A 19,839-nucleotide genomic window follows, 5' to 3' on the forward strand; every position below is an offset into this window, starting at 1 on the left:
CGCCGCGAGGGTGTCAATGCGCGTGGTCGTTGCGCACCTTTTGCCCCGTGGTGGTGGATGATCGGAACCGCGTCCGTCGCCGGGGACGGCCGCCTGGGCCGGGAACGCGATGTGACCTGGGCCACGTTGACCGAACGTCGACGTCTGGGGCCGTGCCCACTGGGTAGGGCCCCAGTGACCCGTTCACGACCGTTCACGTTCCGCTTGGAGTGATTCACCGTGGCCGCATCCGCCCAACTGCTGCTCGACGCGCTGTCCAAACAGGTCCCGGCGCAGCCGCAGCCCCCGATGACCTGCCCGCTCGCGCTCGACGCCCAGCCGCCGCTGGCCTATGACGTACCGCTCACCAGCGAGCCCCCGCTCGCGCACGCCGCCCCCCTCACCAGCGAGCCCCCGCTCGCCGACCTCGCCCCCCTGACCAGCGAGCCGACCGCCCCGGCCACCGCGGGCGGCTCCGACTGCACGGGCATGTAGAAGGAGTCCGCATGGGCCTTGCCCGGCTCGCCGCGCTGCACGGCGTCGCCACCACGTTCTCGCCGTCCCCCGGCGTCACCGAGGTGGTCCCCGACGACACGGTCGTCGCCGTCCTCGGCGCGCTCGGCGTCGACGCCTCGACGCCCGGGGCGGTGCGTGCCGCCCTGGAGGCGGCCGACCGCGTCCGGGCGGACCGGCTGCTGCCGCCGACGGCCGTGCTCTGGCAGGAGCCCGCAGGCCCCCGCCTCCCCGCCGCGCTCACCGCTCTCCCCGCCGGCACGGAGCTGCGGGTGACGACGGAGCAGGGCCCGGAGCTCTCCCCGGCCGCCCCCCTGGGCCCGGGCGCCCCGGCCCCGGCCGGGTGGGCGGCGCTGCCCCACGGGGTCCACCGGCTGCGCGCCGAGGCCCCCGACGGGCGGGCCGGGGAGACGACGCTGATCGTCGCCCCCGGCGAGGCGCCCCGGCCGGGCGGGCGGTCCCACGGCTTCCTGGTCCAGCTCTACTCGCTGCTCTCCGGCCGCTCCTGGGGCATGGGCGACCTCGGCGACCTGGCCGAGCTGGCGACCTGGTCGGGGCGCGCCCTCGGGGCGTCCTTCGTCCAGGTGAACCCGTTGCACGCCGCCGTGCCGGGCGCCCCCTCCGACCCGTCCCCCTACCGGCCCTCGTCGCGCCGCTTCCCCGACCCGGTCCATCTGCGGATCGAGGACGTCCCCGAGTACGGCGGCGCGGACCCGGCGCAGCGCGCCCGGCTGGAGGAGCTGCGGGAGGAGGCGGCCGGACTGCGCGGCGCCGTCCTGCGCAAGGGCGCGCTGATCGACCGGGACGCCGTGTGGGCGCTCAAGCGCGAGGCGCTGGAGATCCTCCACACCGTGCCGCTCGGGCCCGGCCGGCACGCCGCCTACTGCGACTTCCTCGCCGAGCAGGGCCGCGCCCTGGAGGACCACGCGACCTGGTGCGCGCTCGCCGAGGTGCACGGCCCCTCCTGGCGCGACTGGCCGGCCGGGCTGCGCGACCCCGCGTCGCCCGAGACCGCCCACGCGCGGAGCGAGCTGATGGCGCGGGTCGACTTCCACTCCCGGCTGGTGTGGCTGACGGACACCCAGCTCGCCGCCGCCGGGCGGGCGGCCCGCGAGGCGGGGATGGCGGTGGGCGTCGTCCACGACCTGGCGGTCGGCGTCCACCCGGACGGCGCCGACGCCTGGGCCCAGCAGGACGTCTTCGCCGCCGGGATGTCGGTCGGCGCCCCGCCGGACGCCTTCAACGCCCGCGGCCAGGACTGGGGGCTGCCCCCGTGGCGCCCCGACGCGCTCGCGGAATCGGGCTTCGCCCCGTACCGCGGTCTGCTGCGCGGGGTGCTGCGCAACGCGGGGGCGCTGCGCATCGACCATGTGATGGGTCTGTTCCGGTTGTGGTGGGTGCCCGCGGGCGCCCCGCCCACCGAGGGGACGTACGTCCGCTACGACGCCGAGGCGATGCTCGCGGTCCTCGTCCTGGAGGCGCACCGGGCCGGTGCCGTCGTCATAGGAGAGGACCTCGGCACGGTCGAGCCGGGCGTGCGCGAGGCGCTCGCCGCCCGCGGCGTGCTCGGCACCTCGGTGCTCTGGTTCGAGCGGGACTGGGACGGCGACGGCCTGCCGCTGCCGCCGGAACGCTGGCGCGAGGGCTGTGTCGCCACCGCCACCACCCACGACCTGCCGTCCACCGCGGCCCGGCTGACGGGCGGCCACGTGGACCTGCGCCACCGGCTCGGTCTGCTGACCCGCCCCCTGGAGGAGGAGCGGGCCGAGGACACCGCCGATGTGCAGGCGTGGCTGGCGATGCTGGAGGGGTCGGGGCTGCTGCCCGAGGGCGCGGACGACGAGGAGGGCGGCATCCGGGCGGTCTACCGCTTCCTGCTGCGCACCCCGGCCCGGATGGTCGGCGTCTGGCTGCCCGACGCCGTCGGCGACCTGCGCCCGCAGAACCTGCCCGGCACCTGGGACCAGTACCCGAACTGGCGGCTGCCCGTCGCGGACGCCGAGGGCCGGCCGGTGACGCTGGAGGAGCTCGCGGCCTCGCCCCGGCTGCACCGCTTCTTCGACGTGTTCGGCGGATTCGGGGTCGGGGGGTCCCGTACGGCACCCCCGGGCGCGCGGCCCTGAGAGCCGTTCGCTACGTTGGCACCGTGGACAAGAAGAACGCCTTGCGCGCCGGCGCCGTCGCGGCCGGTACGACGCTGATGATGCTGCTGATGTCGTCCCCCGCGCTCGCGCTCACCCCGGACGACGGAGACGACCCGGGTACCGGCCTGAGCGTGGCCGAGACCCTCGGCCTGTACGTCGTGGCGCCGATCGTGCTGTTCCTGGTGATCACGGGCCTGGTGATGGTGCTCGACAAGTCCAGGAAGCAGAGCTGACGACGCGCTGACGCCGCTGTCCGAGACGCCCCGGGTGCAGGCACCCGGGGCGCTTTCGTGTGCCCGGAGCCGGGCCGCCGGGCCGCCCCCGCCGGCTCGGAGCCGGCCGCTCCGTCCGGCCGTCGCCCCGACTGTTCAGCTCCGCTGAAAGGAATCATCGGAATTTTTCGATGGACCTGAGGGGTCGACCCGCGTCACGGTGGTGATGTCCACGTCACCCATGGAGAGGTACCCGATGCCCACGTCAGCCCCCGGCCGTGTCCGCCCCGACGGGACGCGGGCCGCGCCGGGGCCGGGCGCCGGGCTGCTGCTCGCCGCGCTCGCGACGGTGGTGTGGTCGGGCAGCTTCATCACCTCGCGGGCCCTGCACGACTCGGTGCCCCCGGTGCAGGCCGCCTTCTGGCGGTGGGTCGTGGCCGTCGCGGCCGTGGCGCCGTTCGCCCTGCGGGCGGCCTGGCGGCAGCGGGCGCTGATCCGGGCGCGTCTGCCGTACCTGCTCGTCGCCTCGCTGCTGGGGGTCACGCTCTACAACACCCTGGTCAACCAGGCCGGACTGACCACCACCGCGGGCAACATGGGCATGATCATGGCCGCTTCCCCGGTGCTGATGGCCCTCTTCGACCGGTTCGGCGGCGTGCGGCTCGGCCCGCGCCGCACGGCCGGGATGCTGCTGGCCTGCGCCGGAGTGGTGCTGCTCGTGGGGGACGGGACGCCGTCCTTCGACCCCGGCCCCGGCGATCTGTGGATGTTCGGCGCGGCCCTCAGCTTCGCCGCGTACAGCGCGCTGCTGCGGCGCCGGCCCCCGGAGATCGACGCGGCCGTCTTCCTGTTCGCCACGTTCGTCACGGGCACCCTGCTGCTCGCGCCCGCCTTCGCGGCCAGCGTCGTGCTCCAGGGCGGCTTCGAGCCGACCACGGGGACGGTCGGCCCGCTGGTGTACGTGGGCGTCTGCTCCTCAGCCGTCGCCTTCTTCGCCTGGAACCGGGCCGTCGCGCTGGTCGGCCCGGCCCGCGCGGGAGCGGTCTACCAGCTCCAGCCGGTGTGCGTCGCCCTGCTCGCCCACGTCCTGCTGGGGGAGTCGCTCGGGAGCGTCGGGCTGCTCTGCATGGCGCTGATCCTCGGCGGGGTGGCGCTGGCGGCCGCCCGCGAGACATGAGCCGCGGAGCCGCGGCGGTCCGGCGGGCGCCGGCGGCCGGATAGCGTGCGCCCCATGACGGAGTGGGACATCAGGAAGCTGCGGATCCTGCGCACGCTCGACGAGCGGGGGACCGTGACCGCCGCCGCCGAGACGCTGCGGATGACGCCCTCCGCCGTCTCCCAGCAACTGTCGAACCTGTCCCGGCAGCTCGGGGTCCCGCTGCTGGAGGCGGACGGCCGGCGGGTGCGGCTCACCGGCGCCGCGCGGCTGGTGCTGCGCCACGCGGAGGAGGTCTTCGCCCAGCTCGAACGCGCGGACGCCGAGCTGGCCGGCTATCTGCGGGGCGAGACGGGCACGGTGCGGGTGGCGGCCTTCCCGACCGCGGTGACCGCCCTGGTCGTCCCGGCGGTGCTGCGGCTGCGCGCCGAACACCCCGGACTCGACGTCCGGGTGCGCGAGGCGGAGGCGGCCGAGGCGTACGAGCTGCTCTCGGCCGGCCGGGCGGACCTCGCGCTCTCGCTGGCGGCCCAGGCGCCCACGGTCCGCGACCCGGCCTTCACCCTGGTGCCGCTGCTCGCGGACCCGCTCGACGTGGCGCTCCCCGCGGACCACCCCCGGGCCTCGGCCGAGGGGCTGCGGCTCGCGGATCTCGCCGGCGAGCCGTGGATCTTCGGCGGCAGCGGCCCCTGGTCGCGGATCACGCTCACCGCCTGCGAGGCGGCCGGCTTCGTGCCGGAGCAGGCGCACTCGGCGGCCGGGTGGACGGCGATCCTCGCCATGGTCGAGGCGGGCATGGGCGTCGCGCTGGTGCCGCGGATGGCGGCCGCCGGGCGCCGCCGCGGGGTGGTGATGCGGGTCCTCGCCGAGGACCAGCCGCGCCGCCACGTCCTCGCGGCGCTGCGCCGGGGCGCGGAGGCGGCCCCGGGGACCGCCCGCGTCCTCGCCGCCCTGCGCGCCGCCGCGCGCGAGCCGGAGACGGCGGCGCCGGCCCGCTGACCGCCGGGCGGGAGCCGTGCGGCCGGGGCCGACGGCCGGCCGTCGCCGCGAGCCGGCGTCTGCCGGACCCGCCCGCTCGACCTCCGCCGCCCGCCGGGCGTGCGGCGGGAGCCGCACGGCCGGGCCCGCCCATGGCGCCGGGCCCCATGGCGCCGGGCCCCATGGCGCCGGGCCCCATGGCGCCGGGCCCCACGGCGCCGGGCCCCGCGCGGCGGGGGTCAGGCGTCCCTGGGGGTCACCACCATCGGCATCAGGTCCGCGTGGGCCACCGCCGAGGCGACCTCCTTCGGGACGTGGCCGGGGGCCGGGCGCAGCGACCAGCGGGACAGGATCGTGGCCAGCGCGATCGTCGCCTCGGTGTACACGAACGCGTCACCGATGCACTTGCGGTTGCCCGCGCCGAACGGGACGTAGGCGGTGCGCGCGATCTCCCCGCGCCGCTCGGGCAGCCAGCGGTCCGGGTCGAAGCGGTCGGCGTCCGCGTACACCCCGGGGTCGCGGTGCAGGGCGTAGAGGCTGAAGCCCACCTCGGTGCCGGGGGCAGCCGATAGCCGCCGAGTTCCACCTCCGCGGTGGTGCGGCGCATCAGCATGGTGACGCCGTGCAGCCGGATCACCTCGTCGAGGACCCGGCGCACGCCCTCCAGACGGGGCACGTCCTCGACGGAGACGGGGCGGTCGCCCACGACGTCCTTGATCTCGGCGACCAGCGCCGCCTCGACCTCGGGGCTCCCGGCGAGCTCGTGGAACGTCCAGGACAGGGTCGCGGCCGTGGTCTCGGCGCCGGCGAAGAGGATGGTGCTCAGCTCGTCCCTGACCTCGACGTCGGAGAGGGCGTCGCCGGTCTCGCCGTCCCTGGCCTCCAGCAGGACCGACAGCAGGTCGCCCTGCCCGCCGGACCCCGAGCGGCGGGTCTCGGCGACGACCTCGTCGATGACCTTGCGCAGGGTCGTGGCCGCCGCGTCGAAGTCGCGGTTGGCCCGGATCGGGAAGCGGTCGAGGAACCGCGGCGAGGCCGCCCGCATCAGCAGGTTCTTCAGGACGACCGGCAGGTTCTCGCGGACCGCCACCACCGCGGGCCGGCCCAGGTCGGTGGAGAACAGCGTGGTGGCGAGGGTCTCGATGGAGTACTGGGCCATCACCGCCTCCAGTTCGACGGTCTGCCCCGGTGTCCAGGAGTCCGCCAGCGCCCGGGCGTTGTCGCTCATCGCCCCGGTGTACTGGGCGATGCGCTGCGGGTGGAACATCGGCTGGATCAGCCGCCGGTGCCTGCGGTGCACCTCCCCGTCGGAGTTCGCGAGGCCGTTGCCCGCGAGCGGGCGCAGCCGGTCGAAGAAGCGGCCCTTCTCGAAGCTGCGCGCCTGGCGCACCGTCACCTCGTGGACGAGCTCGGCCGAGGTGGCGACGTACATCGGCAGCGTGCCCAGGTTGACGCGCACCAGGTCGCCGGAGTCGCGCAGCGACCTCAGGAAGCCGAGGGGCTCGCGCCAGAGGCTGAGCGCGTGGCCGAGGAGGGGATGCCTCCCGGTGCCACGGGCACCGATCGCAGGTCGGCCGCGGGAGTTCCGGCGAGGGTCACGGGAGAATCCTTTCCGCTGGGGTGGAGGGGTTACAGGGCGGCACGTGCCGCGGCGGGGGCGGCGCAGGCGGCCGGATCGGCGTCGGGCGCGGGCACCAGGTCCCACCACCAGTCGACCGCCGGTATCCCGAGGGGCTCGTGACGGCCGTCGGTCGGGGCGTCGCTGAAGACCGGCGGCAGGTTCGCCGGGTCGTCCGGCGTGGTGTAGCGCACCGAGGTGATGCCCCAGTCCTGGGCGCCGCGGATGAAGCTGGACAGGCTCGCGAGGTACCGGCGCAACTGCGGGCTGCCCTCGCGGGAGAGCTGCTCCGCCAGCCGTACGTAGAGGCACATCACCCGGTCGCGCTGGGCGATCGCGGTCCGCAGCGCCTTCTTCGGGGACAGGCCCTCCTCCTCCAGCACGCGCAGGGCGTTGAGGTAGTAGCCGGAGGACCGGCGCTCCTTGTGGTGGGAGAAGATGTCGTTGTCCCAGGTGATGATGAACGAGGCCATCTCGGCGGCGGCGCGCACCGCGGTGCGGTCGCGCTCGTGCGGCTGGAGCTCGTAGCCGTGGCCCATCTCCAGCATCGGCAGCACCACCGAGGTCGCCCCGTCGTACAGCCGCATCAGGGTGTAGTCGTTGAGGTCGGGCACGGTGCCCGCGCGGCGGTGGGCGGCCTCCCAGACCACGGAGAAGAAGTACTCGCGCAGGGCGTCGATCCAGCGGGCGGTCTGCCCGGCGGTGCCGTAGCGGTCGACGCGCAGACGCAGGTCGCGCAGTCCGGCGGCGAGCGGGTCCTCCGTCATCATCGGCGCCTCGGGGTTCTGCGCCACGCGGATCAGGCGGTGCAGCAGCCCCGCCAGGTCGCCGGGCCGGTGCCCCAGTTCGCCCTCCTCGCAGTGGCCGTCGTCGACGCCGAACAGCCACAGCACGAAGTCGGCGAGGAGGGAGACGACCTCCTCGCGCCCCTCGGGCAGGATCCGCGCCGAGAAGGTGCCGATGTCCTGGACCACGAGCTTGGCGCGCAGCCCGTCCGAGCCGATGCGGAAGGTCTCCGCCCACGCCGCGGTCTGGACATCGATGTCCGCGTGCCGTGGGTGGATGGCCGGCGGTATGGGCGTGAAGATCGGCGGGATGGTGGGGCCCGTCTCGGGGGTCACGGCGGCCTGCCTCTCGATGCGGGTGCGTCGCGTCAACAGCGTTGTCACATGCGCAACGTGCACCACAGAGTGATCAACTATTGCGCATCGTACTCAGCCATCTTGGCCGATCCAATAGGACGATCCCCCGGCAGAACAGCACGAAGCGGGCGGCAATTGGCCGGAATCCTTGCCTGGAGCACCAAGGATTCCGGCCATGCCGCCCGCTGTGGTGAGCTTCAGCCCTGGTGGGCGCTCGCCAGCGTCTGGAGATACCGCATCAGCGCCATCAGCACGTCCCGGCTGGACGCCCGCGAACGCGCGTCGCACAGCACGATCGGCACGTTCGCCGGCAGGTCGAGCGCCCCCGCAGCTCGTCCACCGGGTAGGCGGGCGCCTCCGGGAAGGAGTTGACGGCCACCACGAAGGGCACCCCCGCTCCTCCAGTCGGCCGATCACGTCGAAACTGACCTCCAGCCGGCGGGTGTCGACCAGCACGACGGCGCCCAGCGCGCCCTCGAACAGGCCGCGCCACAGGAACCAGAAGCGCTCCTGGCCCGGGGTGCCGAACAGGTAGAGCACCAGCTCCTCGTTGATGCTGATGCGTCCGAAGTCCATCGCGACGGTCGTCGAGGTCTTGCGCTCCACGCCCGCCGTGTCGTCGACGCCGACCCCGGCCTGGGTCATCGTCTCCTCGGTCGTCAGGGGCCTGATCTCGCTCACCGAGCCGACCAGGGTCGTCTTGCCGACGCCGAAGCCGCCCACGATGACCACCTTGACGGCGGCCGTCGCGGTCGCCGGCAGCACATCCTCGCTCCGCGGCCCAAGAGCCTGCTCAGAGCTTTCGAAGTCCATCGATCACTGCCTCAATCAAAGCGCGGTCGGGGAGTACGGCCGCGCGGACGGGTGCACGGGCCAGCACCTTGTCGTCGGCCAACAGGTCGCTGAGCAGCACGGTGACCACACTCACCGGCAGGCTCAGATAGGCGGAGATCTCGGCCACCGACAACGGCGCCTGGCAGATCCTGATGATCGCCGCGTGCTCCGGCTGCATTCCGGGCTTGGGCCCCGACCTGGCCACGATGAGGGTGACCAGGTCTAAGGCGGTGGGCGAGGAGGAGCCGCTCCGGCCGCCCGTAATCACGTACAGACGTTCCGGGCTGGCGTCCTCCCAGTCCGCGCCCGCGTCGCTCACGCGGTCGGTCCTTCATGCCGCGGCGGCGTGCTCAGGTGCTCTCCGATCCGCAGTACGAGGTCCCGCATGCGCTGGCCCATCAGCCCCGCGTCGACGCCCTCGTCGGCGAGCACGGCGAGGTAGGCACCCGCGCCGCCGCCATCAGATAGAAGAAGCCGCCGTTCATCTCGATCACCACGAGGCGCATCTGGCCGTCACCGTGCGGGAGTTCCGCGGCCACGGCGCCCGCCAGGCTCTGCAGGCCCGCACAGGCGGCGGCCAGCCGGTCCGCGGTGTCGGTGTCCGAGCCGTACTGCGCCATCCGCAGTCCGTCGGCGGAAAGGACGACGACGTTCCGGTCTGCGGTACGCCCTCTGCCAGGTCCTTGAGCATCCAGTCCATGTTGGTCTGGTGGGACTGCCGCTGAATCATGGCTGCTCGTTTCCGTTGTTCGTCTTGGAGGTGTCACCGGACAGGCCGTTCTGGAAGGCGGCGAGCCACATGCCGGGCTGCACCGCCGGTTCGGCTTCCGGCTCGGGCTCCGGTGCGGTCGGGTGGGCTGCGAATGCTTCGGCAGGGGCACTGACACGTGACTTGCGGCGCCGCTGGGGCAGCCCGCCCGCCGTCCGCTCCGTCACCGTGAGTGCCTCCTCGTCCCGGGGAGTGGCTGGCTCGGGCCCGTGGCCTCCCGCTGCGGCCGCGCGGGGGCGGGCGCCCGGGGCGGCAGGGGGCCGGGGCGGGGGCGGAACCGGTGGCCCGGGGGCCGGACGCCGTGCCGATGCCGTGCGCCAGACCGGTGGCCGACGCGGAGGTGGTGATCAGGTCCTGCGGCACGACGAGGACGGCACGCACGCCGCCGTAGGCGGACGAGCGCAGCGAGACCTGGAAGCCGTACGCCTGCGCCAGCCGGCCGACCACCGCGAGGCCCAGGCGGGGGTCTCGCCCAGGTCGTTGACGTCGATGCCCTGCTGGGCCTGGCGGAGCATCCGCTCGGCCCGCTGGCGGGCCTCCTCGCTCATGCTGACGCCGCCGTCCTCGATCTCGATGGCGATGCCCGACTGGACGTCCACCGCGGTGAGATGGACCCGGGTCTGCGGCGGCGAGTAGCGGGTGGCGTTGTCCAGCAGCTCCGACAGGGCGTGGATGAGCGGCTCGACGGCGGAGCCGACGACGGCCACCTCCGACACGGTGTGCAGCTCGACGCGCTGGTAGTCGATGATGCGGGACATCGCGCCGCGCATGACGCTGTACAGCGGGACGGACTTGCTCCACTGGCGCCCGGGGCGCGCGCCGCCGAGCACGGCGATGGAGTCGGCCAGCCGCCGATCAGCGCGGTGCCGTGGTCGATGCGCAGCAGGTCGCCGAAGACCTCGGGGTCCGGCCGTGCCGGTCCTCCATCTCCCGCAGCTCCTGGGCCTGCTGGTGGACGATGGCCTGCACGCGGCGGGCGATGTTCACGAAGGCGCGCTGCGCGGATCCGCGCAGGTCCTCCTCGGCGCTCACCGCGTCGACCACGGAGCGCAGCACCGCGCGGTGCTCGGCCGAGACGTCGAGCGAGGCGAGCACGTCCTCGGGGAAGGCGCCCTTGCGGAGTTCACCCACCACATGGGGCAGCAGTTCGCCGGCGAGACGGCTGGTCTCGGCCGACTGGCGGGCGTTCTCCGCCTCCTGCGCGGCGAGCCGGTCGCGGAGCTCGGCGATCACCTGGCCGCGCCGCACCACCTCCGCGCAGGCCAGACCGACGGCGACCACGGTCACCGCGGAGACGATCACGACGGGCGTGCGGGCCGATGCGGAGACCAGGAAGACGGCCACGATCGCGGCGGCGACGGTCGCGGCAACGGGCAGTTGCCACACGAGGCCGGACCTCGGCCGCGGACTTCCGGTCGACGTTCCCTGTCGAACCATCAGCATCCTCAGAATCGAACGGGAAAGATCATATGACGACGGGCGGGAGCATATCCCGGTCAGAGACGGGCTGTTGACGCCGGGGCGAGCCGGTGGCGCGATGTCGGCGGCCGAAAACACAAGGAGGCGCGCCGGGCTCCGAGAGCCCGGCGCGCCTCTATTCCCGGAAGTTCCGGTTCCTCCTGGGGTTTTGCGGCACGGCCCGCGAAGGGCGCCCGAGTCCCCGTGGACTTGGGCGCCTTCGCAGATGTCCTGTGCCGGGCCGCCGTTTCCGCGGCCCCGCGGTGCTACCGCGCCGCCGCCGCGTCCGCGGCCTGGGCGCGCAGCGCCCGCTCGACGCCGGACCGCGACTCCGACACCAGCCGGCGCAGCGCGGCGTTGGGCTGAGCCGAGGCCAGCCAGGCGTCGGTCGCGTCCAGGGTCTCCTGGGAGACCTGGAGCGCCGGGTAGAGCCCGATCGCGACCTGCTGGGCCATCTCGTGGCTGCGGGACTCCCACACCCCCTTGACCGCCGCGAAGTACCGCTCCGTGTACGCGGCGAGCAGCTCGCGCTGGTCGGTCTGCACGAAGCCGGCGATCACCGACTCCTGCACGGCGTTGGGGAGCTTGTCGCCCTCCACCACCGAGACCCAGGCCTCCTCCTTGGCGGCCCCGGTCGGGCGCGCGGCCCGTGCGGTGGCCGCGTGGCGCTCACCGGCGGCCGTGCGGTCCCGCTCGTACTCGCCCGCGATGTCGTCCTCGTCGAGGACGCCCGTGGCGGCCAGGCGCTCCACGAACGCCCAGCGCAGCTCGGTGTCGACGGTCAGACCCTCGATCGTCTCCGTCCCGTCCAGCAGGGCCTGGAGCAGGTCGAGCTGCTGCGGGGTGCGGGCCGTCGCCGCGAACGCCCGCGCCCAGGCGAGCTGGTGGTCGCTGCCCGCGTCGGCCGCGCGCAGATGCGCCAGGGTGGCGTCCGTCCACTGCGTCAGACCCGCCTCGCGCCAGGCCGGGTCGGCGTACTGGTCCACGGCGAGCTTCACCTGGCGGTGCAGCGACTGGACCACGCCGATGTCGGACTCCTTGCCGATGCCGGACAGCACCAGTGCCAGGTAGTCGCGGGTGGCGAGCTCCCCGTCGCGGGTCATGTCCCAGGCCGAGGCCCAGCACAGCGCACGGGGCAGCGACTCGGCGAAGTCGCCGAGGTGCTCGGTGACCTGCCGCAGCGACTCGTCGTCCAGGCGCACCTTGGCGTAGGACAGGTCGTCGTCGTTGAGCAGCACCACGGCCGGACGGGCACGGCCCACCAGGGCCGGGACCTCGGTCAGTTCGCCGTCCACGTCCAGCTCGACCCGCTCGGTGCGCACCAGCTTGCCGGCCTCGTCGAGGTCGTACAGGCCCACCGCGATCCGGTGCGGGCGCAGCACCGGCTCGCCCTTCGCGCCGGCGGGCAGCGCCGGGGCCTCCTGCCGCACCGCGAAGGCGGTGATCGCACCGGACTCGTCGGTGGTGATCTCCGGGCGCAGCACGTTGATGCCGGCCGTCTCCAGCCATGCCTTCGACCAGGTCTTCAGGTCGCGGCCGCTGGTCTCCTCCAGCGCGCCGAGCAGGTCCGACAGACGGGTGTTGCCGAAGGCGTGCCGCTTGAAGTAGCCCTGCACGCCCCGGAAGAACTCGTCCTGGCCCACGTAGGCGACGAGCTGCTTCAGGACGGAGGCGCCCTTGGCATAGGTGATGCCGTCGAAATTCACGAGAACGTCATCGAGATCGTTGATCTCGGCCATGATCGGGTGCGTCGACGGGAGCTGGTCCTGCCGGTAGGCCCAGGTCTTCATGGAGTTCGCGAACGTGGTCCAGGAGTGCGGCCACTTCGAGCCCGGGGCGTGCGCCTGGCAGGCGATCGAGGTGTAGGTGGCGAACGACTCGTTCAGCCACAGGTCGTTCCACCACTCCATGGTGACGAGGTCGCCGAACCACATGTGCGCGAGCTCGTGGAGGATCGTCTCGGCGCGCACCTCGTACGCCGCGTCCGTCACCTTCGAGCGGAAGACGTACTGGTCGCGGATGGTCACCGCGCCCGCGTTCTCCATCGCCCCGGCGTTGAACTCGGGCACGAAGAGCTGGTCGTACTTGGCGAACGGGTAGGCGTAGTCGAACTTCTCCTGGAACCAGTCGAAGCCCTGCCGGGTGACGTCGAAGATCGCGTCGGCGTCCAGGTACTCGGCGAGCGAGGGCCGGCAGTAGATGCCCAGCGGGACGCTCTGCCCGTCCTTCTCGTAGGAGCTGTGGACGCTGTGGTACGGGCCCGCGATCAGCGCGGTGATGTACGTCGAGATCCGCGGCGTCGGCTCGAAGCGCCAGACGCCGTCCTCGGGCTCGGGGGTCGGCGAGTTCGAGATCACGGTCCAGCCGTCGGGGGCCTTCACGGTGAACCGGAAGGTCGCCTTGAGGTCCGGCTGCTCGAAGTTCGCGAACACCCGGCGGGCGTCCGGGACCTCGAACTGTGTATACAGGTACGCCTGCTGGTCGACGGGGTCGACGAAGCGGTGCAGGCCCTCACCGGTGTTGGTGTACGAGCAGTCCGCGACGACCGTGAGCTCGTTGTCCCCGGCCTTCAGGTGCTTCAGCGCGATCCGCGAGTCCCGGAAGACCGCGGCCACGTCGAGCGCGTGGCCGTTGAGCACGACCTCGTGCACGGCGGGGGCGACCAGATCGACGAAGGTCTCCGCCCCGTCCTCGGCGGAGGCGAAGCGTACGGTGGTCCTGGACCGGTAGGTCCCGCCCTCCTGCGCTCCGGAGAGATCGAGGTCGATCTCGTAGGAGTCAACGGTGAGCAGGCGCGCACGCTGCTGCGCCTCGTCACGGGTCAGGTTTGTGCCAGGCACCCGGTCATCTCCTCGGTTTGCGATGTTTGCGGCCATCCTTCCACGCGGCACCCCCCTCGCGCCCGGGGGAATCGGCGCCGCTGCGCGTGGCTCCGGGGCGGGCACGCCGAAGGGGCGGGCGCCCTCGCGGCGCCCGCCCCCTCGGTGTCGTCCGGCGCCTCAGCCGGCGCGCAGCTCGTCCGCGACCAGCTCGGCGATCTGCACCGCGTTCAGCGCGGCGCCCTTGCGCAGGTTGTCGCCCGACAGGAACAGCGCGAGACCGTTCTCCGCGGTCTCGTCGACACGGATGCGGCCCACGTAGGAGACGTCCTTGCCGGCCGCCTGGAGCGGCGTGGGGATCTCGGAGAGCTCCACGCCCGGCGCGTCCTCCAGCAGCTCCTGGGCGCGCTCCACGGTCAGCGGGCGCGCGAAGCGGACGTTGACCTGGAGCGAGTGGCCGGAGTAGACCGGGACGCGCACACAGGTGCCGGAGACCTTCAGCTCGGGGATCTCCAGGATCTTGCGGGACTCGTTGCGGAGCTTCTGCTCCTCGTCCGTCTCGAAGGAGCCGTCGTCGACGATCGCGCCGGCCAGCGGGAGCACGTTGAACGCGATGGGGCGCTTGTAGACGCCGGGCTCGGGGAAGTCCAGGGCCTCGCCGTCGTGGGTCAGCTCCGTCGCGCGGCCCGCGACCTCCTTGACCTGGCCGTCGAGCTCGGCGACGCCCGCGAGACCGGAGCCGGACACGGCCTGGTAGGTCGTGGCGATCAGCGCGGTGAGGCCGGCCTCCACGTGCAGCGGCTTGAGCACCGGCATGGCCGCCATGGTGGTGCAGTTCGGGTTGGCGATGATGCCCTTGGGGCGGTCCTTGACCGCGTGCGGGTTCACCTCGGAGACCACGAGCGGGACGTCGGGGTCGCGGCGCCAGGCGGAGGAGTTGTCGATCACCACGGCGCCCTGGGAGGCGACCTGCTCGGCGAGCGCCCGGGAGGTCGCGCCGCCGGCGGAGAAGAGCACGATGTCGAGGCCGGTGTAGTCCGCGGTGGAGGCGTCCTCGACCGTGACCTCGCGGCCCTCGTAGTCGAGGGTGGAGCCCGCGGAGCGCGCGGAGGCGAAGAGGCGCAGCTCGTCGACCGGGAACTTGCGCTCGGCGAGGATCTTGCGCATGACCGTGCCGACCTGCCCGGTGGCTCCGACGATTCCGACCTTCACGAGGACTCCTCCGTACGTGTGCTGCGCGCTCCGGTGCGTGGCGCGCCGCTCCATGATGCGTATGTCCGGGTCCGCCTTGTCCAATCGATTGTCCGAGGGGCGGGACGTGTGAGACGCGCCATGCCGGTGCGGAGCGGGGCCGCGGGGCATCCGCCCCGCCGATGGGCCGGCCGGGGCCTCATGCCGACGGGGCGGGGGCCTCGGGCCCCCGCCCCGTCTCGTTCACCGCCCTGCGGTCAGCCGGTGACCTTGGAGATCACCACGCTGCCGGCGCCCGCGGCCGTGCCCCGGGCGTTGACCAGGGAGACCTCGCCGAAGAACTGGCGTCCCTCGGGTGCGGCACCGCTCACCACGACCTGCGCGCCCACGGCCGCCGTCGCGCCGTTGGCCAGCGACACCGGCTTGGTGCCGTCGACCTTCAGCGTGCCGAGGGACGGGGAGAAGAACACGTCGCGGTAGTCGAACTCGGTGGTCCCGGCCGGGACCGAGTAGCCGTCGACCACGATCCGGTAGGTGCCGGCGGCCGGCTTCACCAGGCTCACCGCCTCCTCCGAGTCGCCGTCCGCGGCCTGGCCGACCTGGGTCGTGCCGCGGTAGACCGTGAGGTCCAGGTCCGCGCCGGTGTCCGAGGTGGAGCCGATGGCCACGTCCAGGCGGTCTACGCCCTCACCGAGGGTGACGGTGTAGACCTGCGACTCGCCGTTCTTGATCGACGGACGGGCGACCTTGGCGGAGCCGAGGGCGCCGCCCGCGAGCTTGCCCTCGATCGGACCGAAGTCGTTCGTGACGTTCCACTGCACGTCCGCCGGGACGCCGATCTGCGCCTCGGGGAGCGTCTGCACCGCCGGGGCGAAGGAGGCGCCGAGCACCGTGGCGTCCAGCTTGTACGGGTTGTCCAGCAGCGGCGAGGTGCGACGGGACTCGACCTCGATCTCCCACACGCCCGGGGTCGGGTTCGGGTAGGTGCGGACGTCCGGACGGCAGGTGTTCGCCGGGTTCGGGTAGTTCGGGTAGCAGTTCACCGTGGACGTCGGGTCGACCGGCGTGCCGTACGGGTGCAGCGCGATGAAGCGGGTCTGGCTGTCCGCCGCGAGTCCGCTCAGGGACACCTCGAGGGTCTTGGCGCCCTCGGGGACGGTCACGAAGTAGGACTTGTGGCTGTTGCGCTGCACGGAGCCGGCTTCGGAGATGCCGAACGCGGGCTTGGCCAGCGCCTGGGAGGCGACGACCGTCGTCAGGATCTGCTTGTCCTTGCCGACCGTGGCGGCGTCGTCGGCGACCAGCACGGCGCTGTGGACACCGGCGGTGCGGGCCTTGGCCTGCACGGTGACGGTGACGGGCTGGCCGAGCGGCAGCTTGACCTTCTTGCCGCTGAGCAGCTTGAAGGTGCCGTCGTTGTTCAGCCAGGTCAGCGTGTGCGCCACGGCCTTCTTCGGGCCGGTGGTGCGGGTGATGGTGACGTCGTACGTGCGCGCCTTGCCGACCTCGAGGCCGCCCTCGCGGTCGTACAGGCCGGTGCCGAAGCCCGGCGTCTTGAGCGCGAAGTCGATCGCGGTGTCGACCGGGGCCTTGACGCTGTACTCGTGCGCCTCGGCGCCCTTCTTGATGGCCTTCCACGCGTCGACGATGTCGATCAGGCCGGAGCCCTGCTCGTGGGCCAGCACGCCGTCGATGGTCTTGGCGGTGCTGGTCAGCGCGGTGCGCAGCTTGGCCGGGGTGAGCTCGATGTCCTTCTGCTTCGCGGCGGAGAGCAGCAGGGCCGCGGCGCCCGCGGTCTGCGGGGACGACATCGAGGTGCCCTGGAGCATCGAGTAGCCGGGCGGGAGCTGGTAGCCGGCCTCGGCGACGGGGCCGCCGGCGATCCAGGTCTGCGTGGTGTTGATCGAGGCGCCGGGGGCGACGATCGTCGGGGTGAAGCCGCCGTCCTCACGCGGGCCGCGCGAGGAGAAGGGGAGCATGGCGTACTTCTTGTCGACGCCGGAGCCGTAGTTGGCGGCCCAGGTCTCCTTGGAGATCGACGCGCCGACCGAGATGACCTTGTCGGCCACGGCCGGGTCGCCCAGCGTGTTGGTGCCGGGGCCGGAGTTGCCCGCGGAGATCACGAGCTGGACGCCGTAGGTGTCGATCAGGCGGGTGTAGAGCTCGGCGCGCGCGTTGTTGCCGTCGTTCAGCGCCGGCAGTCCGCCGATGGACATGTTGACGATGTCCACACCGCGGTTGATGACCAGGTCGGCCATGCCCTCGGTGAGCGCGATGTTGGTGCAGCCGCCGCTCCAGGTGCAGGCGCGGGACGAGACCAGCTTGGCGCCCGGGGCGGCGCCGTTCATCTGGCCGCCGAAGAGGCTGTTGGCGGCGGTGATGCCGGCGACGTGGGTGCCGTGCGAGCCCTCGATGACACCGATGCTCACGAAGTCGGCGGTGGCGCCGGCGGCGTTGTAGACGACGTCCTTGCGGACCTCGAGCACGAACGGGATCCGCTCGGCGACCGGGGTCTTCGGGTCGTCGGTGCCGAAGTAGCCGATCTGGAAGCCGTTGCGGTACGGCTTCATGACGGTGTCGTTGGTGAAGTCGCCGTCGTTGTTCAGGTCGACCCGCGCGGTGCGGGTGCCCTCGTCGTACAGCACGCCCCAGGTGTCGGTGGTGTCGCCGTCACGGTTGAGGTCGCCGGCCATGTCGCCGCCGAGGGTGGCGGACTCCTTGAACTGGCGGTACTTGAACGAGCCCGAGGGGGCCTTCCAGGTGCGGCCGTCGGCCGTGAACACCGGTCCGCTGACGGAGGCGTCCATGCGCAGCCAGGTGCCGTCGCCGTCGGCGACCGGGTCGGTCGCGGTGACCCAGTCGACGATCTTGCGCTCACCGGTCGTGGTCTTCTGCAGCGCGGGGTGCGCGACGTCGACACCGGAGTCGAGGATGCCGATGGTGACGCCGCGGCCGTCGGCCTTCGGGTTCTGCTTGACGAAGTCCACCGCACCGGTCTCGAAGGACGGGTTGTACGGGTTCTTCGCCGGGGTGTTCTTGCCGGGCGCCGGGTAGAGGCCGACCTGCGCCGCGGCGATGCCGACGGACTTCACGGTGTCGGCGGCCGGCGTCGGGTCGTCCAGCTCGATCTCGTGCTTGAGGTCGATGCCGTGGACGGACGACAGCTTGGCGGCGGCCTTGAGCGCCGCCTCGGCCTTGTCGGTCGGCAGGGTGGCCCGGACGTAGCCGAGCTCGTCGAACGTCCTGCCCACCGTGGCGCCCTGCACCGCGTCGAGCTGGCCGGCGACCTGCTCGGTCGCGCCGGGCGCGGTGGCGACCATCACGGTCACGGTCTTCTGGCCGGTGGCCTCGGCCTCGGCGAGCAGATTCTCGTCCGCCTGCCCGATCTTGTCCGATGCCTGGGCGGCCTTCACGCCGTCCGAGCCTGCCGGGTCGGCGGCGGGAGCGGAGGCGACGGCCGGGCCGACGCCGGCGGCGACGAGGGCGGCCACCATGGAGGCTGCCGCGGCCACGCGTGCCGCACGTCTGCGGCCGACGGAGCGCCCTGTTGTGGAGCTCTGGGACTGGGGGGTCATCAGCATCCCTGTTGGTGAATGAGACGGTCCGGAATTCGGTGCCGGATGACCGCTCAGCCTGTCGTAAATGACAGGACTTTGTGGAGAGTTGACGGAGACGTGAAGTGGTCATGGCGGCTATCCGCCACCGTTCGGCGTACGCCACGACGGTCAAACAGGCACACATGTGCCTGAACTGATCCGTCCGTTCGTGGTTCGCCGACGGCGCCGCGCATCCCCCGAACGAGTCGGCCGTGACCCGGACGCGCCGTTCGCGTCGATTTCCGGACGCGCCGGCTACGCCTCGCGGCCGCGCGCCCAGTGGCGGGACGCCTTGGCCCGGTTCCCGCAGACCGCCATCGAGCACCACCGCCGGGTGCCGTTGCGCGAGGTGTCGAAGAAGTGCAGGACGCAGCTCTCGTGCGCGCAGGCGCGGATCCGGTCCGGGGCGGTGCGCAGCAGGTCGAGGTGCCCGCGTGCCGCGGTCCACGCCGGACCCCAGGCCGGGTCCGCGAACTCGGCCTCCTCGCCGGGCCCCGCGGCCGTGAGGGTGGCCCGGATGCGGCCCCGGCCGAGCACCGCGTCGACGCGGGCGGCGGCGTCGGCGCCGCCGCCGTCCACCAGCGAGGCGAGCGCCTCGCGTGCGGTCAGCGTGTGTTCCAGGGTGGCCGCGTCCGCCGTGAAGCGTCCGGCGAGGCCGTTGGCCGCGAGCCAGATCCGCAGGCCGGCGACGGAGGTGAGGAGGTCCTGGAGCTCGCCGTCCCGCATCCAGCGGGTGTTGAGCAGATCCAGCGAGACCGGTTCGCCGGTGAGGGGGCGGGGGTCGGCGGCGGTCATGCGGATTCCTTCGCTCCATTGCGTTGACCGGCACCAGGGTACGGGGCGCCGGCCGTCCCTCCTCCAGCTAACCACTCATGCCGCCGTGAACGGTTGCGGCGACGTCGGGCTAACCGTTAAGTTGATGGTGAGCGGTTAGCCATCGAGGTGGGCCGCCCCGACGCAGAGAGGTCCTCCATGACGACCAGCAGCGCCCTCGTCACCGGCCACGTCGGCCTCAACGTGACCGACATCGACCGCTCCCTCGTCTTCTACGGGGACGTCCTCGGCTTCGACGTCATCGGCGAGGGCAAGGAGGACGGCCGGCGGTACGCCTTCCTCGGGCGCGACGGCACCCTCGTCCTCACGCTCTGGCAGCAGGCCGATGCCGCCTTCGAACCCACCCGCGCCGGACTGCACCACCTCGCCTTCGAGGCCGGCTCCATGGCGGACGTCCGCGCCGCCGAGAACCGGCTGCGCGAGCGCGGCGTCGCCTTCGCCCACGACGGCGTCGTCGCCCACGGCGAGGGCACGGCGTCCGGCGGCATCTTCTTCCACGACCCCGACGGCACCCGGCTGGAGATCTTCGCCGCCACCGGCGCCGAGAACGCTCCCGCGCCCACCGAAGCCGCCCCCACCTGCGGCTTCTTCTAGAA

The 19,839-nt window shown here is 73.0% G+C and carries 16 protein-coding genes and 3 pseudogenes; 6 read left to right on the plus strand and 13 right to left on the minus strand.

Annotation, left to right across the window (positions count from 1 at the left end):
• Nucleotides 1-219 precede the first annotated feature (219 nt).
• From JE024_RS23035 to JE024_RS23055, 5 genes are all read left to right on the plus strand, one after another.
• A complete protein-coding gene (locus tag JE024_RS23035) occupies nucleotides 220-474 on the plus strand; it encodes a hypothetical protein (RefSeq protein ID WP_205375403.1) in 255 nt (84 codons plus the stop codon).
• Nucleotides 475-485: 11 nt separating this feature from the next.
• Nucleotides 486-2,615 carry a 4-alpha-glucanotransferase gene (gene malQ, locus JE024_RS23040; RefSeq protein WP_205375404.1) on the plus strand — a complete coding sequence of 710 codons (2,130 nt, stop codon included), beginning with the start codon at nucleotides 486-488 and terminating at the stop codon, nucleotides 2,613-2,615.
• Between the two features lie 23 nt (nucleotides 2,616-2,638).
• Nucleotides 2,639-2,869: a hypothetical protein gene (locus JE024_RS23045; RefSeq protein WP_205375405.1), complete on the plus strand. Its 231-nt coding sequence runs from the start codon at nucleotides 2,639-2,641 to the stop codon at nucleotides 2,867-2,869.
• Between the two features lie 235 nt (nucleotides 2,870-3,104).
• The gene (locus JE024_RS23050; RefSeq protein ID WP_205375406.1) at nucleotides 3,105-4,025 is read left to right on the plus strand and encodes a DMT family transporter; all 921 of its coding nucleotides are present in this window, start codon (nucleotides 3,105-3,107) and stop codon (nucleotides 4,023-4,025) included.
• A gap of 54 nt (nucleotides 4,026-4,079) precedes the next feature.
• Nucleotides 4,080-5,003: a LysR family transcriptional regulator gene (locus JE024_RS23055; protein ID WP_205375407.1), complete on the plus strand. Its 924-nt coding sequence runs from the start codon at nucleotides 4,080-4,082 to the stop codon at nucleotides 5,001-5,003.
• A gap of 218 nt (nucleotides 5,004-5,221) precedes the next feature.
• Here JE024_RS23055 and JE024_RS42330 read toward each other — a convergent pair whose 3' ends face one another.
• The 13 genes and pseudogenes from JE024_RS42330 to JE024_RS23105 all read right to left on the minus strand — a co-directional run bounded on the left by JE024_RS42330 (nucleotide 5,222) and on the right by JE024_RS23105 (nucleotide 19,204).
• On the minus strand, nucleotides 5,222-5,530 hold the full coding sequence (locus JE024_RS42330; RefSeq protein ID WP_372449830.1) for a cytochrome P450: 309 nt from the start codon (nucleotides 5,528-5,530) through the stop codon (nucleotides 5,222-5,224).
• A 71-nt stretch (nucleotides 5,531-5,601) separates the two neighbouring features.
• Nucleotides 5,602-6,690 (minus strand): annotated as a pseudogene (locus JE024_RS23060) (cytochrome P450); the annotation flags it as partial.
• Entirely contained in the window at nucleotides 6,612-7,760 is a 1,149-nt protein-coding gene (locus JE024_RS23065; RefSeq protein WP_417842524.1) for a selina-4(15),7(11)-diene synthase, read from the minus strand. The pseudogene JE024_RS23060 and the gene JE024_RS23065, both read right to left, overlap by 79 nt.
• Nucleotides 7,761-7,939: 179 nt before the next feature.
• A pseudogene (locus tag JE024_RS23070) lies at nucleotides 7,940-8,555 on the minus strand (GTP-binding protein).
• Nucleotides 8,536-8,895 carry a DUF742 domain-containing protein gene (locus JE024_RS23075; RefSeq protein ID WP_205375408.1) on the minus strand — a complete coding sequence of 120 codons (360 nt, stop codon included), beginning with the start codon at nucleotides 8,893-8,895 and terminating at the stop codon, nucleotides 8,536-8,538. The pseudogene JE024_RS23070 and the gene JE024_RS23075 overlap by 20 nt, the downstream one beginning before the upstream one ends.
• Nucleotides 8,892-9,306 (minus strand): annotated as a pseudogene (locus tag JE024_RS23080) (roadblock/LC7 domain-containing protein). The gene JE024_RS23075 and the pseudogene JE024_RS23080 overlap by 4 nt, the downstream one beginning before the upstream one ends.
• A complete protein-coding gene (locus JE024_RS42335; RefSeq protein ID WP_372449831.1) occupies nucleotides 9,303-9,512 on the minus strand; it encodes a hypothetical protein in 210 nt (69 codons plus the stop codon). The pseudogene JE024_RS23080 and the gene JE024_RS42335 overlap by 4 nt, the downstream one beginning before the upstream one ends.
• A 180-nt stretch (nucleotides 9,513-9,692) precedes the next feature.
• Nucleotides 9,693-10,175 (minus strand): ATP-binding protein, encoded by a 483-nt coding sequence (locus JE024_RS42340; RefSeq protein ID WP_372449832.1) that lies wholly within the window; start codon nucleotides 10,173-10,175, stop codon nucleotides 9,693-9,695.
• 25 nt (nucleotides 10,176-10,200) lie between these two features.
• Entirely contained in the window at nucleotides 10,201-10,731 is a 531-nt protein-coding gene (locus tag JE024_RS42345; protein ID WP_372449833.1) for a hypothetical protein, read from the minus strand.
• Between the two features lie 338 nt (nucleotides 10,732-11,069).
• Nucleotides 11,070-13,643 carry an aminopeptidase N gene (gene pepN / locus JE024_RS23090; protein WP_205375409.1) on the minus strand — a complete coding sequence of 858 codons (2,574 nt, stop codon included), beginning with the start codon at nucleotides 13,641-13,643 and terminating at the stop codon, nucleotides 11,070-11,072.
• Between the two features lie 159 nt (nucleotides 13,644-13,802).
• Nucleotides 13,803-14,834, minus strand: a complete 1,032-nt coding sequence (locus tag JE024_RS23095; RefSeq protein WP_205375410.1) for an aspartate-semialdehyde dehydrogenase — start codon at nucleotides 14,832-14,834, stop codon at nucleotides 13,803-13,805.
• 236 nt (nucleotides 14,835-15,070) lie between these two features.
• Complete coding sequence (locus JE024_RS23100) at nucleotides 15,071-18,388, minus strand: S8 family serine peptidase (protein WP_372449834.1); 3,318 nt, start codon at nucleotides 18,386-18,388, stop codon at nucleotides 15,071-15,073.
• A 276-nt stretch (nucleotides 18,389-18,664) separates the two neighbouring features.
• On the minus strand, nucleotides 18,665-19,204 hold the full coding sequence (locus JE024_RS23105) for a CGNR zinc finger domain-containing protein (RefSeq protein WP_205375412.1): 540 nt from the start codon (nucleotides 19,202-19,204) through the stop codon (nucleotides 18,665-18,667).
• A gap of 177 nt (nucleotides 19,205-19,381) precedes the next feature.
• On the opposite strand from JE024_RS23105, the gene JE024_RS23110 reads away from it, so the two are divergent.
• On the plus strand, nucleotides 19,382-19,837 hold the full coding sequence (locus tag JE024_RS23110) for a VOC family protein (protein ID WP_205375413.1): 456 nt from the start codon (nucleotides 19,382-19,384) through the stop codon (nucleotides 19,835-19,837).
• Nucleotides 19,838-19,839: the final 2 nt, after the last annotated feature.

Source organism: Streptomyces zhihengii, from assembly GCF_016919245.1.
Taxonomy (GTDB): domain Bacteria; phylum Actinomycetota; class Actinomycetes; order Streptomycetales; family Streptomycetaceae; genus Streptomyces; species Streptomyces zhihengii.

Bases quoted from the DNA above. Each gene is read 5' to 3' on its own strand.
- malQ (WP_205375404.1), top strand. From the start codon at position 486: ATGGGCCTTGCCCGGCTCGCCGCGCTGCACGGCGTCGCCACCACGTTC.
- JE024_RS23050 (WP_205375406.1), top strand. From the start codon at position 3,105: ATGCCCACGTCAGCCCCCGGCCGTGTCCGCCCCGACGGGACGCGGGCC.
- JE024_RS23055 (WP_205375407.1), top strand. From the start codon at position 4,080: ATGACGGAGTGGGACATCAGGAAGCTGCGGATCCTGCGCACGCTCGAC.
- JE024_RS23100 (WP_372449834.1), bottom strand. From the start codon at position 18,388: ATGACCCCCCAGTCCCAGAGCTCCACAACAGGGCGCTCCGTCGGCCGC.
- JE024_RS23105 (WP_205375412.1), bottom strand. From the start codon at position 19,204: ATGACCGCCGCCGACCCCCGCCCCCTCACCGGCGAACCGGTCTCGCTG.
- JE024_RS23110 (WP_205375413.1), top strand. From the start codon at position 19,382: ATGACGACCAGCAGCGCCCTCGTCACCGGCCACGTCGGCCTCAACGTG.